The sequence below is a fragment of the Acinetobacter sp. Ver3 genome, from assembly GCF_000632455.1.
GTDB lineage: Bacteria > Pseudomonadota > Gammaproteobacteria > Pseudomonadales > Moraxellaceae > Acinetobacter.
In genome coordinates, this window is record NZ_JFYL01000008.1 from 1 (window position 1) to 15,877 (window position 15,877).

The following is a 15,877-nucleotide window of genomic DNA, read 5'->3' on the forward strand; positions in this document are numbered from 1 at the left end:
GCAAGGTCCTAAGTTTTCTGCTGAAATGGAAGCACATGTTCGTGAATATGGTGTCGACATCATGAACTTACAACGTGTGTCTGACATCAAAGGTGCGGATGAAACTGCCAACGGTTTAGTTGAAGTGACTTTAGAGAATGGTGCAAAACTTGAATCGAAAACGGTCATCCTGTCTACAGGTGCACGTTGGAGAGAAATGAATGTACCCGGTGAGCAAGAATACAAAACACGTGGTGTTGCGTACTGCCCACACTGTGATGGTCCATTGTTCAAAGGCAAACGTGTGGCTGTGATCGGTGGTGGTAACTCTGGTGTTGAAGCTGCGATTGATTTGGCTGGGATTGTTGAGCATGTCACTTTAGTTGAGTTTGATACTAAGCTGCGTGCTGACCAAGTCCTTCAAGACAAGTTAACCAGTCTTCCAAACACGACGGTCATCAAAAATGCGTTGTCTACGGAAGTAGTCGGTGATGGCAAACAAGTGACTGCACTGAAATACAAAGACCGTGCGACGGATGAAGAGCACATTGTTGAACTTGCGGGCATCTTCGTACAAATTGGTTTGTTACCCAACACGGATTTCTTAAAAGAAACTCAAGTTGAATTAACCAACCGTGGTGAGATTGTGATTAACGATCGCAACGAAACCAATGTAAAAGGTGTATTTGCTGCGGGTGACTGTACAACAGTACCTTATAAACAAATCATCATTGCCACTGGTGAAGGCGCGAAAGCTTCACTGTCAGCGTTTGATTACATCATTCGTTCTGGACAGTAATTTCAGCCTCAACATACCGCATTCAAGTGTAGCCCTGAGAAAACTCTTTCTCAGGGCTTTTTTATAAGCCAATATTATCTTTACAATTTTTGAATAAAACTTTATTTAAAATCTGCTTATATTGTTCTCATCCATGCTACTTGGATACTCATTGAATTAAAAAAGGAAGATAAAATGAATAAGATTCTTGTTGCTTTAGGTCTTGCTGCTACAGTTGCTTTGGTTGGGTGTAATAAGGATAAAGCTCCTGAAACTGGCGCGACAACTGGTGAACATTTAGAAAATGCTGCTGAACAAGCGGGTGCAGATATTCAAAATGCAACTGAAGATGCAGCTCAATCAACTGCAACTGCAGTCGACAATGCTGCTGATGCGACAGCACAAGCTGCAGATAATGCTGCTGCACATGCTGAAAACGCTGCGCACAACGCTTCAGAAGCGGCTAAAGAAGCAACTGCTAATGCTGCGGCAGCTGTAGAAGAAGGTGCAGCGAATGTAAAAGAAAAAGCTCAACAATAATTTGAGTTTTACCAATTAAAGCCTCTTTAGAGGCTTTAATTTTTTCTCTAACAGAGGAATTTTACAGCCCCAAGATACGAATCAAGCCTATACTGTATGAATAGCAACTCATTTTTGAATAACATTTTCAGATAATAAGACAAAATCCTATGAGCTATTCGCACCATACAGAACCACATTATATACATCGCACAGGTTGGTTAAGAGCTGCTGTTCTTGGTGCCAACGACGGTATAATTTCAGTCACTAGTTTAATCATGGGGATGGCAGCAAGTGGCGCGAATCAACATACCCTTTTAATCACTTGTATTGCTGGTTTGATTGCAGGCGCAACGTCCATGGCAGCTGGTGAATATATTTCAGTAAAATCTCAGTCTGATATTGAAGAAGCTGATCTAAAGTTTGAAGCAAGTGAGTTAGCACGAAATCCACAAATCGAACTGAAAGAATTAACGCATATTTATATACAAAGAGGACTATCACCCGAACTTGCTCATCAAGTTGCTATACAACTGAGCGAGCATGATGCGTTAGCTGCACATGCACGTGATGAAATTGGTATCCATGAAAATACAACAGCTCAACCTTTTCAAGCCGCTTGGTCTTCTGCCACCGCCTTTTCAATAGGCGCAGCTTGCCCGATGATCGCTATACTGATCAGTCCTCCTGCATATTTAGAATACAGTGTTGCCTTTTTTTGCATTTTAGCGTTATTTATTCTAGGGGCTTTATCTGGATATTTTGCTGGAACGTCTAAAGTAAAATCTGCATTGCGAATTACGCTTTGGGGAATCGCAGCGATGGCATTTTCAAGTTGGATTGGCTCACTGTTTAATGTACATGTCGGCTAACATATAAGAATTACAAATATATAAAATCAATATTACTCAGCAGCATTTAATGCATAAATGCAGTGTAGGACTATCAACCCACAATCAATCAATTAAAATACTGATGTGTTTTATCAGCTTTTCTTATCTTCATGTCCATTATTGCAGCTCAATCTGACCGATCACAGTCATCGGTCTGGATCGCTATTGTTTTATTGATTGTAGGCACCTTTGGTGCTTATCAAATTGTGGGAATTAATCAAGCCCTGTTATTCCTTATTGGTGGTGCGCTTGGTATGACGCTCTACCATGCATCATTTGGTTTTACATCGAGCTGGCGCGTTTTTATTAAAGAACGCAAAGGTCGTGGTTTACGTGCACAAATGATTATGCTCGCACTGGCAGTACTGCTCTTCTTCCCAGCTTTAGGTGCAGGTGAGTTATTTGGTCAACCAGTTAAAGGCAACGTCAATCCCGTATCGATGTCCGTGATGATTGGTGCATTTATTTTCGGAATTGGCATGCAACTGGGTGGTGGTTGCGCATCTGGGACACTCTATACAGTCGGTGGTGGTAGCTCACGTATGCTGATCACTCTATTCTTTTTCTGTTTAGGCTCACTGATCGCTACTTCACATATTGAATGGTGGTTTGCACTGCCACATTTAGCCCCTATTTCAGTAGTACAAAGCTTTGGTGTTATTCCAGCGCTAATACTCAATTTCGTGCTATTTGGTTTGATCGCATTAGCAACAGTCTACTTCGAGAAAAAACGCCACGGTCAGCTTGAACAAGAACCTGTTACAGCACATCAAGGCTGGAAACGTTTCCTAAAGGGACCATGGCCTTTAATTTGGGGTGGTATTATTCTCACCCTGCTTAATTTCGCCACGCTTGCATTGGCTGGTCGCCCATGGGGTGTCACATCTGCACTCGCAGTATGGGCAGCGAAAGGTGCAACATTGGTCGGAATTGATGTAACAGCTTGGGACTATTGGCAACAACCTGGAAATGCGAAAGCTTTAGCAAATTCGTTGTGGTTTGATATCACCTCCATGATGAATTTTGGCATCATGCTCGGCGCTTTACTTGCAGCAGGTCTCGCTGGAAAATTTGCACCGAGTCTCAATATCCCTAAACGCTCAATTCTCGCAGCAGTCATTGGGGGTATCATGTTGGGTTATGGCGCTCGATTAGCATACGGTTGTAACATCGGTGCTTATTTCAGCGGCATTGCATCAGGCAGTTTACATGGTTGGTTATGGCTGATTTTCGCTTTTATTGGTAATGGTATAGGTGTGAAACTTCGTCCAATATTTTTTCCGAATGAAAAGCCTCAGCCTGAAAAACTTACAGGTTGCTAATCAGCAAATATCGATATTTAAGAACGCCTAATTTCAATTGGGCGTTTTTTTATCTTTCTATAATGCAATTACAACCATTCAAGAGGATAAGAAAGAAAAAGAAAGGAGTATTAAATTTTTAGCCGATTGAAATCAGCTACGCCACCAAAGTTTGTTCTTATAATAAATCTTAATGCGCTTACTCTGAGTTTGTTAAATGCTGCATCATCTATATAAAAAACCCATCCGTAGATGGGCTTAAGATTTAGATATTAAACGTGAAATCAAGCCTCTACTTTCTTTTTCAAAGTTGCATCTAATTGTTCTTTATCTAATGCATTATCCCAACGTGCTACAACAATTGCTGCACAAGCATTCCCAACAAGGTTAGTTAACGCGCGGCATTCAGACATAAAGCGGTCGATACCTAAAATAAGCGCCATCCCTGCAACAGGTAATGCAGGAACAACAGATAATGTAGCTGCGAGAGTAATAAAGCCCGCACCCGTTACACCTGCAGCCCCTTTTGAACTAATCATCGCTACCAATAAAATTGTAATCTGTTCCCAAATGGTCAAATCGATATTACAGGCTTGAGCAATAAAAAGAGCAGCCATCGTCATATAGATATTTGTACCATCTAAATTAAATGAATATCCAGTTGGAATGACCAAACCAACGACCGACTTTTCACAACCCGCTTTTTCCATTTTATTCATCAGCGTTGGCAGTGCAGCTTCAGAAGAGCTCGTGCCTAATACTAACCATAATTCATCTTTGATATAGCGGATGAGATCAATGATAGAAAATCCATTGTATCGTGCAACTGCTCCCAGAATAAGCAGAACAAATAAAAGTGAAGTAATATAGAACGTTACGATTAATAATAGTAAATTTCCAATACTTGAAATACCGAAAGCACCAATCGTATACGCCATCGCACCAAATGCACCAATTGGAGCTAGTTTCATCAACATACCGACAAGGTAAAATACCGGAGCGGTCAGTGTCGTTAAGAAGTCTGTAACTGGTTTCCCTTTTTCACCCACCGCTGCAAGCGCTAAACCAAATAGAACAGCAACAAATAAAACCTGAAGAATATCACCACCCGCCAAAGGACTGATTAAAGTCTTTGGTATGATATTCATGAAGAAGTCAACAATAGAGGCATCCTGAGCTTTTTCAACATAAGTTGAAACTTTGTCACCTTCTAAAGCAGCAGGATCGATATTAAGACCTTTACCCGGCTGAATAAGATTGGCAACAATCATGCCCACAATCAGCGCAAGCGTAGAGAAAGTTAAAAAGTAAGCCATTGCTTTACCCGTCACTCGCCCCACTGCACCCATATTCGTCATACCAGCAATACCCGTGACCACAGTCAAGAAAATAACGGGTGCGATGATCATTTTGACGATTTTAATAAAAGCATCGCCAAGAGGTTTTAAACTTGCCCCCAACTCAGGCATAAAATGTCCAAGTGTGACACCCGCAATAATTGCAAAGATGACTTGAACATATAAAATTTGATAAAACTTTTGCTTCTTAGGTGGTTGAGATTGCTCATCAACGTGAATATCCATGGAAGACCCTTCTAATTCAAAAAGTGAATCCATTGTTAAATGCAATAAATTTCACACTCAAAAACGAATTGCGCGTTAAATAGTTTCAAAGGTCGAAATTCTAGTGATATTCACTTTTTGAATGAATAAATTGGGCTTAACTATTAGTCTAAGAAAAAAAAATTTACGAAGTCTAATTGAACTGAGATGGCTAAATATGAATCGTTATCAAAATTAACTCGTATAAAATTAAGTTTTGATATTTTTAGAAAAAAAATTGAAATTAAAAATTTATAAGTGAATTTTGAATATTAAATATACAAAAAATTTTATTTTATGACCCAATATATATCTATAAAGTATAATTAAATTTCAATGTAATTTAAGAACAAAATATATAAATATATAATTCAATAATTTATATGAATTACCCTTAAATAAATATAATCAAAAAATATTAAAAATTTTAGCTGTATAAATTTAAAACACTCTTAAATAATCGTTTTTATTATATTTTATTAAATAAATTCAATAACTTATTTTTAAAAAATCAGACTAAACCTGTTTTTCATTCATATATCTCCAATACCTTTTAGGTACGTATTGAACATGCAATTTAGGATTATCACGTGCCACTATATTTACACTCTTAAAATAATCCTTCCAAAGTTGATCATATAGCTCTTCTTGATCATCCAGTTCGATTGTAAATGATTGACTAGAACCTATATGGATATTTTGATCAATTTCGGCTGCATTTAAATTAACTTGATGGACTTGTTTTAAATCATAGTAAATTCCGTAGCGCCGCTTCTCATCATAAATTAACCAACGCTGGTCTTGATAACGTGCTTTGAAATGCTTAGAGATTAAAGGCAGAACATTAAAATCTGGTCTTACTAATGATAAAAATAAACCATCCTTACACTTTTTAAAGCGAACAAATGCCTCCATTCGGTGCTTTTCACGACCAACTTGTTTAGCCCATTGTGCAAGCGCTAAAACATCATGATGACCGAAATTTTTTTCAACGGCATATTGGTGCTTAAAGATATAAATGGAATAATCAAATAGATGTTGGTATGCCACTTCCTGCTCAGACAAAAAAGTAAAATACCAATTACGCAAACTTGAAGCAGAAATTTTAGATTTTAAACCTTGCCAGACTCGTTCAGCTTGCTTTTCTTCACTGTAAACTCGGACTGACTCATCAAATAAATTCTGGTGAGCGTTTCCTTCAGTTTGAACTTTTACGTCGAACTCTTTGAATTGAAAAGCTCTAAAAACACAGCACAGCAACCCAGTCATGGTACCATCAAAAACATACACAGCCATTTAAAACCCAAATCCTAGTTGAGGTGACAGTTGTTTCACATATTTTGATTGCCCACTTTGTAAAATTTGCTGGCGGATCTGATGAGCGTGCTGTTCTCTTTTAAACTTAGGTGTATCAGCACATCGAATAAAATGTTGAGCACGATTATAAGCAACGCCTAAGCGCTTTAACTGATCGATATGAATTTTTCCAAAACGGCGAGCCTGTACAATTTTCTTAGCAGATCTCACACCAATGCCAGGAACACGCATAATCATTTTATATTCAGCAGTATTAATATCCACTGGAAACTGCTCTGGATGTCTTAAAGCCCAACCTAATTTAGGATCAACCTCTAAATCTAAATTGGGATGTGCTTCATCCACAATTTCGTTGGCTTCAAATCCATAAAAACGCATTAACCAATCTGATTGATATAAGCGATTTTCTCGCAATAACGGCGGTGCAGAACCTACAGCAGGTAAAGCAGACTCTTCTGGATTGATAGGTATATATCCTGAGTAATACACCCGTTTTAATTTAAAATCTTTATAGTGCTTGTCAGCCATCAAGATTACATCACGATCTGTTTCGTGATGCGCACCGACCACCATTTGTGTTGTCTGACCAGCAGGCACAAATTTAGGAACCGACTTGATTAGTTTTCTCTCATCTTTCAATTCAATCAAACGGTCTCTCACAATACCTAAATCTTTCTGCACTTCTGCATGCGACTTTTCAGGTGCAAATTTCACCAAGCCTTCTTCTGTCGGCATTTCTAAGTTAATGCTCATCCGATCGACATACAGTCCAGCCTCATGAATAATTTCTTGCGAAGCACCCGGAATAGTTTTGAGATGAATGTACCCATTAAAATTTTCTTCCAGTCTTAATTTTTTTACGACTTGAAGCATTCTCTCCATGGTGTAATCCGCGGATTTAAAAATTCCTGAACTTAAAAATAACCCTTCTATATAGTTTCGACGATAAAAATTAATGGTCAGATCTACCACTTCTTGGACGGTAAATGCCGCTCGCTTTACGTCATTTGAACGGCGAGAGACACAATACGCACAATCATAAATACAGACATTTGAGAATAAAATTTTTAATAATGAAACACAGCGACCATCTTCGGTATAACTATGGCAAATTCCGGAACCTGTATTACCAAGACCTTTATCTTTGTTCTTGCGGTTACTACCACTTGATGAACAAGACACATCATATTTGGCAGCATCAGCTAAAATCTGTAATTTTTCACGGATACGATCAGACATATATGTATGGGGAAGCAATGAGATTTCGAATATTATAATTGTTTATTTATTCTACTAAATGTCGCTGATCATTCATGCGACACAGTTTGACGCTTTGCATTTTCGCACTAAATAATGAATATAATTTGATTCTCCAATCATGATTGTGCAAAGTGAAATTAAATCATGGAGCTTGATTATGTCTTTACTCGAACAATTATCCATTCAGCATCCTATTTTTTTAGCACCAATGGCTGGGGTATCCACACCAGAACTGGCAGCTGAAGTATCCAATCAAGGTGGTTTAGGGTCTCTTGGTTTAGGTGCTGCCAGTATCGAAAATGCTCGTCAACAAATTGTTGCAACTCAAAAATTAACAGATTTACCCTTTCAGGTGAATTTCTTTTGCCACAAACCAGCTCAACTTGAGTCTGAACGGAATCGAAACTGGATTAATTATCTAAAACCTTACTTTGATAACTTTAATACTGAGCCCCCCAAAGAATTAAAATGTATTTACCCCAGTTTTTTAGATAATGATGATTTTTTAGATTTAGTCTTAGAAACTCGACCTAAGGCGGTGAGCTTTCACTTTGGGATACCTCATGCACATCAAATATCTGCCCTCAAGGAGGCTGGTATTATCACGATGGTATCAGCAACGAACTTAGCGGAAGCTAGAGCAATTGAAGATGCTGGTATTGATATCATCATTGCACAAGGTATTGAAGCGGGAGGACACCGTGGTATTTTTAATGAGTATTTTGACAGTGCAATCAAAACAGCTGATTTAGTAAAATTACTTGTTCCTGCCTGCAAGATACCTGTCGTAGCAGCTGGTGGAATCATGAATGGATTTCAAGCTAAATATATGATGAATCTCGGAGCTTCAGCCGTACAACTCGGTACTGCATTTGTACAATGCAAGAGTTCAGCTGCTAATGCAGCTTATCGTAATGCATTATTAAGCAAGCCTTTAACTCAAATCACTTCAAGCATCTCTGGGCGACCAGCGAGAGGGATAATCAACAGTTGGTCAACTGTCATAGATTTACCTCAGCGTGAGTTAGTTGCTCCCTACCCTTATGCATATGATTTAGGTAAACAACTTAATGCAACAGCATTAACCAACAAAGATGAAAGTTTCGGTGCATTCTGGGCAGGAAGTAATGTAAATCAAATCAGAGCTTTAGAAGCGCCTGATTTAATCAATCAAATCATATTAGAAATTGATCAATATGATGCTTAAATAATCGATAAAACCCATACCGAGATGTAGTTTTTTAATTTACAATGAATTGTTAAATTATGTAGCGAAAAGTATGGGTTTTGTATTGTTAGCACTTGTGGCGATTGGATTCGGAATAGACACCTATTCACATGCTCAAGATAAAGTTCAGTCCACTCAACATAATGTTGAGCAGCTAGATGCTCAAATTTTAAATCAAGATCAATCACATTCTTCTGAAGAGAAAAATCGGATTCTGAAATAAATTTACAACCTCTTGAATCTCAACAGTAGAATGTATGAATAACTTATCTCAGTTGAGTGCTGACATATAGAAACTCAACCTGATTTTAATAAATCCACAGATTCCACTTGAACATCACTCATAATTTGCCCTTCTGACAAAAGTAAATCGAAATAATTGGCTACGACCTTGGCTTGTTCCGATGTACTTTCTACTTTGTACATATTCTGACGAAATTCATTACTTGAGTGGAGACCCTTGGTGTACCACGCGATATGTTTACGTGCAATGCGACAGCCTGAGTACTCACCGTAAAATTCATATAGCTCATTCAGATGACCCAATAGAACTTCTTTTACTTCAGCAATCGATGGCGCTGCAAGTGGCTGTCCCGTTTTTAAATAATGAGCAATTTCTCTAAAAATCCATGGACGACCTTGTGCTGCTCGGCCAATCATCACGGCATCAGCACCAGTATGATCTAATACATACTTGGCTTTCTCTGGACTATCAATATCTCCATTTGCAATGACTGGAATAGAGATATTTTGCTTCACTTCTTTAATTAGATCATAACGTGCAGTATTTAAATACATATCTTCCCGTGTACGACCATGCAATGCTAAAGCTGCAATACCCGCTTGTTCTGCGCGCTTCGACACACGCATAATATTTTCATGTCCGTTTAAAAATCCTAAGCGCGTTTTAAGTGTTACAGGGACATCCACTGCCTCGACCACCGCATCTAAAATTCTGGCTACCAAGTCTTCATCCTGTAGCAGTGCAGAACCTGCTAATTTATTGCACACCTTTTTCGCTGGACAACCCATATTGATGTCAACGATTTGAGCACCATTTGACACTTGATATCGTGCAGCTTCAGCTAAATCCCGTGGGTCTGATCCTGCTATTTGTGCTGAAATTGGAGCAATTTCACCATCAAAGTTGGCTCGGTAGAGACTTTTCTTGCTCATACGCAGCGTTTTGTCAGAAGTCATCATTTCACTAACTGCATGTCCTGCACCAAAATATTTACACAAGGTTCTAAATGGTCGATCCGTTACACCTGCCATGGGAGCGACCCAAAGTTTCTTATCTATTGATCTTCCAAACAATTCTTCAATTACATTGTTTTTACTCAAAATCTTTAACCTCGTTTAACTTCGTTTAGTCGCTCCGTATTGACTTCTCATGCACTTTAGTTGCACCCTATTTGCACCACAATATTTTAATGGTGCAAATTCATGGGCACGGTCACTAAGCGACAAACAAAAGACGGTACAACTCGGTATAGAGCTCAAGTCCGTGTACAACGTCAAGGCTACCCTGAATTCAAGCAATCCAAGACCTTCAGCAAAAAATCATTGGCTGAAGAGTGGATCAAACGCACGGAAGCAGAAATCGAATTGCACCCTGAAAAAATGTTGAACCCTGAGGTGCAACTTAAGCATAAAACCCTCAGAGAATTCATATTTCAGTATTTGGATGAAGCGGACAGTTTTGCCAGGACAAAAACAGGAGCACTACAGCATATCGCTAGTTTAGATATTTCTGAAAAGAATATCTATTCTTTAACGCGACAAGACTTTTCTGATTACGCCATTATGCGTCGTAAAGGTGATCCAGTTAAAGGCACTGATGGAGTTGCACCTGCAACGGTACTTAAGGACCTTAGCCATATCAAAGCGGTTATCGTGCACGCTGAATTTGTTTGGGGTGAACCTTTAGAAACTGTCCTGGTGGAATTTGAAAAAGCTATGATCGGTTTGCAAAAGTCTCGGATTGTGACTCGATCTAAACAGCGTGATCGTTTGCCAACGGCTGAAGAGCTTCAAATGCTGACCAACTATTTTTATAAAAGCTGGAAGCGCGTCAAGAATTCAACACCTATGCACTTAATCATGTGGTTTGCTGTATACACCGCACGCCGAGAAGATGAATTGTGCTCACTGCGCTTGGATGACTATGACGACTTGAATAGTCAATGGCTAGTGCGTGATGCTAAAAATCCAAACGGATCCCTGGGCAATCATAAGTATGCTCACATGGAACCAAGGGCCATCAATATGATTGATGAATTTATGAAGCCTGAAGTACGTGAACGTATGCTTTCCTTGGGTTATGACAAAAACATTTTAATACCGGTAAATACTGCAACCGTGTCGACTTACTTTACCCGGGCATGTAATGCGTGCGGTATTGCTGACTTAAGATTTCACGATCTACGCCATGAAGCTGCCACACGTTATGCTGAGGATGGTTTTACTATTCCACAATTGCAGACCATTACCCTGCATGAATCATGGAATACCTTAAAGCGGTATGTGAACTTAAAAAAACGTGGTACCCGGTTAGAGTTTGAGGAAGCGATCCGTGTTGCTGAGGAAAACTATAATAGCTATTACAAGGAATGGAGTAAGAAACAGCGCTATATGGCATTGGTGGATAAAAACGATGCTTTTGAAGATGACGGCGTAATTAATGTCGAATTTGATTTCATTAAAAAACATTTAGATGTATTTATTGAGATTCACCAGAACAATAAATACTTTAAACGCCTGCATGTGAATAAGCTGAATAGCAACAATCCATTTGCTTGGGATAATGAAAATAATCGTTTTGTTGCCCATGACATTCAATTAGCCTGGGAAGATTGGTTCATTGAAAATGGAAAAGTAGACTGGGATGAAATGCCCGAAGGCAGTACGCATTTTGCTGTGAAAGACCTTACGATCGTTAAGAAGTTAAAGACACGTACATACTTATGGGATGATTCAATTCAAGGATGGATGGATAGTTTTGGGCAGTATCTAATTGATGATAAACACATTAAAAGAGCATAATTAGATGAAATATAAATCACTATCTTTTGATCCTACTAAAAACGATCATCTCAATCACTTAATGCATCCATATATAATGATTGATATTTATCAAAATTTAGTTAAATCCGAACACTTAAACTCATTTATTAAGAAAAATAATGAGGTTTCTGCATGGTTTGTATTTAGCGATTACTGTTTAGATGATAAAAATAAACCTAGCAACATAATGACTTTCTCAATTGTGGCACTTCAAGAGAAAGAAGACTTCATAAATATTGGTAAAGTCTTAAAGGTATTGCAAAGCAAGGATATTAAAAAGTCATCTTCAATTAATCCTGCATTTTTAAAATTTATCTCACTATTACCCATATTTAATGTATCTTTTTCACTGCCGGATAATAGAAACTTTATTAAAGCCTATGGATTCGATGAAGTAACTTTTTTGAAAATGAGATATGAATCTCTTGAGAAATACTATCATAGAGCAAGCATGTTGCCCCTTGCTAACAGTACAGATAAATCTAGGATAGTTGATGATCTAAAAAATATTCAAAGAAAGTTCCATAGCAAATCAATAAACTTATCAATTTTTCGTGACATTGAAATTGTTAATGCAGCCGTAACATCTATTTTTACTTTAATTTCTACTGCGCATCAAAAAAAAGATCTAAAATTATTTTGGGTCTCAGATCGAGATGCCTTACTCACATTTAATAAATCCAATTTATCATCACCATTAATTTTCACGTTAATTAATGCAAGCTACCACTCTTTATCCCCTAAAAAAAACCATTTAGGTTTCTTTAACCATATAGATAATGGAAAACCTGAATTAGATCATTTTAATAGAATACCTGATATTGTTTCAGGCACTCTAGCTGATATGACACCTACAACAGTATCGAAAGAAAAATTCATAAATGTTTTGAAAGATTACTTAACGTTAAATGAAAAAAATTACATCGCTAAGCTTTATTTCGATTCAGATCAGTATGGACTTGGCAATATCATTTTGGAAAGAAAATAAATATTGATTTTAGAAGCCCTCACTTGAGGGCTTTTTATTATGGCTATGTATCACTTAATCGTTTTGCATCAGCTGCGTGTTCATCAGCTCGTTGCGCCACTGTTCGATATTCATTGACGCATTTTCGAGTACGACACCGCTGGCACTGGCGTACTCAATGATGGTTTCTCGGGTAGCTGTGGACATACGATTTGAGGCTGTATCGATTTGCTTTGACAGCCGATCAATAGCGGACTTAGCGCCATTGCTATCAGCAATGATTTGTTTGATATCTTCACTGTGTTGGATCTCCGCTTTTAATAGCTTTTCAGACCATTTCTTTTCTGCAGCAATGGCATCCGCTTTCGCTTTTTCGGTTAATGCTTCAGCCTTGGCCAGATCTGTTTGGTATTTCGAATCAAGTAGTGCGTAATCGTCCTGCCAACTTGAAACACGCCATGTCTGCACACCAAAGCCGATGAGCGCAAGTAATAAAAAAAGCCGTCAGAGCAATGATGACGGCTTTATAAAATTTGGCTAAAAACGTTTGGATTGTTGTCTTAATCACTGACCACCCCACTTCTTATATGCATTTGCAAGTTTAATGTCATAACTGTTTTTTGCATAAGCTGGACCATTGTAGCCACGTGCAAAAGCCTCCCAGTCTTTGTTCTTTAAAGCGCTGGTAAGATTATTTACTTTAATGTATCGGCACATAGCATCAAGTTGTGATGCTTCGTCTTTGTACATAGCATTGATGAATGATTGCAGTGTTGAATAACCTAAAGCTTTCCAGTGATAACCCATCACTTGACCTAAGCCCCATGATGCAGACTCCAATGCAGAATCACGGTGATACTGAGCTGCGGCATTTAAACGGCCATGCTGTGCTGAGTACACGCCATATCCGCCTGCTGTTTTGTTGCATAGATCTGGTCGTTTACGCATAGCTGTATCTGCAATTGTAGCTTGACCATTTGCGATCAATCGCTGCCGAAATACATGACGCTCAAATAGAATCACTGGTGTACCGTCAGCATTAAAACCACTGCCCTTGCACTCAACTTCAATGACCGCGCGTAATGCTGCGTATTCAATACCAAGATTTAGTGCTTGTTCATAAATTTGGGCTGTCGTTATCTTTTTTGACATTTTTATACTCACCTTTAACTTCACGAATGATTTCAATCAGTGTTCGACCTTCGCGCTGATCGATAAAATTAAACACCCAACGAACTAAAGCCCAACCAGGTAAACCACAGGCAAAGAAAAAACCGCCTAATGCAATCATTCCCCAAATGTCTGTCACCCATTGGTGCAAGCCAAATTTAACAATAATGAATGCGCCACCTGCCAAACTTGAAACCACTGTACAGATTAGGCCAGTAACCCATTCTTGTGGTGATCGTGGCATACGCATCATGAGCACAACGGTCGCAACCATTAAGATCGCCAAAGTCGTGACAATCATCATTCCATAAAACTTTAAAAATGCAGCAATACTGCTAGAGACTGGCTCCACATACTTCCCCTATTTTTTGGCAATAAAAAAACCACCTTTACGGTGGTTAAGCATTAAATGGGTTATAGTCCCATTCAGTAAATTCAAATAGTGGCTTTTTATAGCCCAAAATCCATTGATCAGGTGGAGGCAATGGCACCCATTGCTGAAAGTTAAAAACAAACCAAACGCCATTTTCTTCCTTCAAATAATAGTGTTCACCTATCTGACTTCGATAATAATCTGAAAAGAATTGAGTATCATCAGGCGGCAAGTGCATGTTGTCCTCCTATGTATGGTTTTCCAATCGCGACGAATTGAATAATCGCCCCGACTGCATTTGTGAGTACCATTGCTGCCAAGAGTCCTGCCGCGTTTGCGGTCTTGGCTCGCCCTCTGGCACGTGTAGTTGTAATACTGGTAGGAAATAAGCAAGCGAAAGCTGCATTACCAACGGCGGTGTTTGTTTCGGGATTTAAAGCAAAGCCAGTGATTAAAATCTTAGGAGGTTCGGCGAAGACACCTTCTGGTATATTGATGGTAAAAAATGCATCTGTCTCATCAGCAACTACTTCACCTTCATAAACTACTCGCGGGCTTCCATTTGCTGATTTAAGTACGTTCCCCGCTTTATTCCAATCGACATAAAGTTGATTGTTATAAAAAATAAAATCATCTGAAAATTCATTTAGCTCAGGTACTTTAAATTCACTCGGCATCTGCAGCAGGTTGTTCTGACTCATAAGGCAAAATCCACCCCTTTATCTCACCTTTTAAATTTCTTAAGGCAACTGTAAACATACTTTTAATCAAAGCTCTAACTTCCACTTCACTCATAAATTGAGTTAAATCAATTCGAACCTGATCACCTGCGGTGTCCGTTAAAATTAGCACCTTCCCTTCAACCGTTCCGCCATTAACATGGATATCATTTACAAGTGCGGTAAAATTTATCTCAGTCGTCTGACCATTCTCGTTGATGTATGTGATATATCGCGCACCAGTCTCAGCATCAATTCTTGACGACATTGCTGTTAATGACTGATTTGCTTTTACTGCATTGATGAACTGCTGTGATTCAAAACTTAATGAAATTGATCCATTTGGTTTTATCTTGATCGTGTCATTATCGACATTAACTTGAAGTTGATTTTCAGCATTGATCGCTAAACTCGGGTGTAGTTCGTCTTTCAAAATAATATCAAGAATCTATACCATAAATATTTCCCGCTAAATCCCTAAACAGTATTTTGTTTTCATTGAGTTTTTCATCTATACGCTGATCGATTTCTTCAATAGATAATCCAGGATCGCCCTTAGGTCCTTGACGCCCAGCTTCATTCACGTGAACAACCTTGATTGGCATTTTCATCGTGGCTTTATTGCTGGGGGAACTTGCCTTAACTCTTAATGAGCTATTTTTTACAACTACTTTCTGAGCTCCAGACTTCATAATTTTTAAGCTCC

General features: G+C 38.6%; 19 protein-coding genes. 8 read left to right on the forward strand and 11 right to left on the reverse strand.

The features are described 5' to 3' along the window. From CL42_RS03825 to CL42_RS03840, 4 genes are all read left to right on the forward strand, one after another. On the forward strand, window positions 1–778 hold a 778-nt coding region (locus CL42_RS03825; RefSeq protein ID WP_035265392.1), incomplete at its 5' end, for an FAD-dependent oxidoreductase. 174 nt (window positions 779–952) lie between these two features. Then, a complete protein-coding gene (locus CL42_RS03830) occupies window positions 953–1,297 on the forward strand; it encodes a hypothetical protein (protein WP_035265393.1) in 345 nt (114 codons plus the stop codon). A gap of 149 nt (window positions 1,298–1,446) precedes the next feature. Further along, complete coding sequence (locus CL42_RS03835; protein ID WP_035265394.1) at window positions 1,447–2,148, forward strand: VIT1/CCC1 transporter family protein; 702 nt, start codon at window positions 1,447–1,449, stop codon at window positions 2,146–2,148. Window positions 2,149–2,279: 131 nt separating this feature from the next. Continuing rightward, the gene (locus CL42_RS03840) at window positions 2,280–3,491 is read left to right on the forward strand and encodes a YeeE/YedE family protein (protein ID WP_035265396.1); all 1,212 of its coding nucleotides are present in this window, start codon (window positions 2,280–2,282) and stop codon (window positions 3,489–3,491) included. A 263-nt stretch (window positions 3,492–3,754) separates the two neighbouring features. Here CL42_RS03840 and CL42_RS03845 read toward each other — a convergent pair whose 3' ends face one another. The 3 genes from CL42_RS03845 to CL42_RS03855 all read right to left on the reverse strand — a co-directional run bounded on the left by CL42_RS03845 (window position 3,755) and on the right by CL42_RS03855 (window position 7,627). Further along, window positions 3,755–5,053 carry a dicarboxylate/amino acid:cation symporter gene (locus tag CL42_RS03845; RefSeq protein ID WP_035265514.1) on the reverse strand — a complete coding sequence of 433 codons (1,299 nt, stop codon included), beginning with the start codon at window positions 5,051–5,053 and terminating at the stop codon, window positions 3,755–3,757. A 534-nt stretch (window positions 5,054–5,587) separates the two neighbouring features. Next, the gene (locus tag CL42_RS03850) at window positions 5,588–6,367 is read right to left on the reverse strand and encodes a TIGR03915 family putative DNA repair protein (RefSeq protein ID WP_035265398.1); all 780 of its coding nucleotides are present in this window, start codon (window positions 6,365–6,367) and stop codon (window positions 5,588–5,590) included. Beyond that, complete coding sequence (locus CL42_RS03855) at window positions 6,368–7,627, reverse strand: putative DNA modification/repair radical SAM protein (RefSeq protein WP_035265399.1); 1,260 nt, start codon at window positions 7,625–7,627, stop codon at window positions 6,368–6,370. Window positions 7,628–7,805: 178 nt separating this feature from the next. Between CL42_RS03855 and CL42_RS03860 the strand changes: the two genes are divergently transcribed. Together CL42_RS03860 and CL42_RS16970 are read left to right on the forward strand one after the other, a co-directional pair. Further along, window positions 7,806–8,855, forward strand: a complete 1,050-nt coding sequence (locus CL42_RS03860) for an NAD(P)H-dependent flavin oxidoreductase (RefSeq protein WP_035265516.1) — start codon at window positions 7,806–7,808, stop codon at window positions 8,853–8,855. Between the two features lie 73 nt (window positions 8,856–8,928). Further along, complete coding sequence (locus CL42_RS16970; RefSeq protein ID WP_155756950.1) at window positions 8,929–9,099, forward strand: hypothetical protein; 171 nt, start codon at window positions 8,929–8,931, stop codon at window positions 9,097–9,099. Between the two features lie 74 nt (window positions 9,100–9,173). On the opposite strand, the gene dusB is transcribed toward CL42_RS16970, so the two are convergent. Then, on the reverse strand, window positions 9,174–10,193 hold the full coding sequence (dusB, locus tag CL42_RS03865; RefSeq protein WP_035265518.1) for a tRNA dihydrouridine synthase DusB: 1,020 nt from the start codon (window positions 10,191–10,193) through the stop codon (window positions 9,174–9,176). A 129-nt stretch (window positions 10,194–10,322) separates the two neighbouring features. On the opposite strand from dusB, the gene CL42_RS03870 reads away from it, so the two are divergent. Beyond that, entirely contained in the window at window positions 10,323–11,921 is a 1,599-nt protein-coding gene (locus tag CL42_RS03870; protein ID WP_035265401.1) for a tyrosine-type recombinase/integrase, read from the forward strand. A 4-nt stretch (window positions 11,922–11,925) separates the two neighbouring features. Continuing rightward, window positions 11,926–12,930, forward strand: coding sequence for a hypothetical protein (locus CL42_RS03875; RefSeq protein ID WP_035265403.1), 1,005 nt, complete (start codon window positions 11,926–11,928; stop codon window positions 12,928–12,930). Between the two features lie 54 nt (window positions 12,931–12,984). Here the strand turns inward: CL42_RS03875 and CL42_RS03880 are convergent, their stop codons facing one another. The 7 genes from CL42_RS03880 to CL42_RS03910 form a co-directional block, all read right to left on the reverse strand. Beyond that, the gene (locus tag CL42_RS03880; RefSeq protein WP_228133227.1) at window positions 12,985–13,377 is read right to left on the reverse strand and encodes a hypothetical protein; all 393 of its coding nucleotides are present in this window, start codon (window positions 13,375–13,377) and stop codon (window positions 12,985–12,987) included. 96 nt (window positions 13,378–13,473) lie between these two features. Beyond that, on the reverse strand, window positions 13,474–14,061 hold the full coding sequence (locus CL42_RS03885) for an N-acetylmuramidase family protein (protein WP_035265405.1): 588 nt from the start codon (window positions 14,059–14,061) through the stop codon (window positions 13,474–13,476). Then, window positions 14,027–14,431 carry a hypothetical protein gene (locus CL42_RS03890; RefSeq protein WP_035265407.1) on the reverse strand — a complete coding sequence of 135 codons (405 nt, stop codon included), beginning with the start codon at window positions 14,429–14,431 and terminating at the stop codon, window positions 14,027–14,029. Before CL42_RS03890 ends, CL42_RS03885 begins: the two co-directional genes overlap by 35 nt. 46 nt (window positions 14,432–14,477) lie before the next feature. Then, the gene (locus tag CL42_RS03895) at window positions 14,478–14,690 is read right to left on the reverse strand and encodes a hypothetical protein (protein WP_035265410.1); all 213 of its coding nucleotides are present in this window, start codon (window positions 14,688–14,690) and stop codon (window positions 14,478–14,480) included. Further along, window positions 14,674–15,153, reverse strand: coding sequence for a hypothetical protein (locus tag CL42_RS03900; RefSeq protein WP_155756951.1), 480 nt, complete (start codon window positions 15,151–15,153; stop codon window positions 14,674–14,676). Before CL42_RS03900 ends, CL42_RS03895 begins: the two co-directional genes overlap by 17 nt. After that, window positions 15,119–15,604 (reverse strand): hypothetical protein, encoded by a 486-nt coding sequence (locus tag CL42_RS03905; protein WP_035265414.1) that lies wholly within the window; start codon window positions 15,602–15,604, stop codon window positions 15,119–15,121. The genes CL42_RS03900 and CL42_RS03905 overlap by 35 nt, the downstream gene beginning before the upstream one ends. Before the next feature lie 7 nt (window positions 15,605–15,611). Beyond that, window positions 15,612–15,863: a hypothetical protein gene (locus CL42_RS03910; RefSeq protein ID WP_035265416.1), complete on the reverse strand. Its 252-nt coding sequence runs from the start codon at window positions 15,861–15,863 to the stop codon at window positions 15,612–15,614. Window positions 15,864–15,877: the final 14 nt, after the last annotated feature.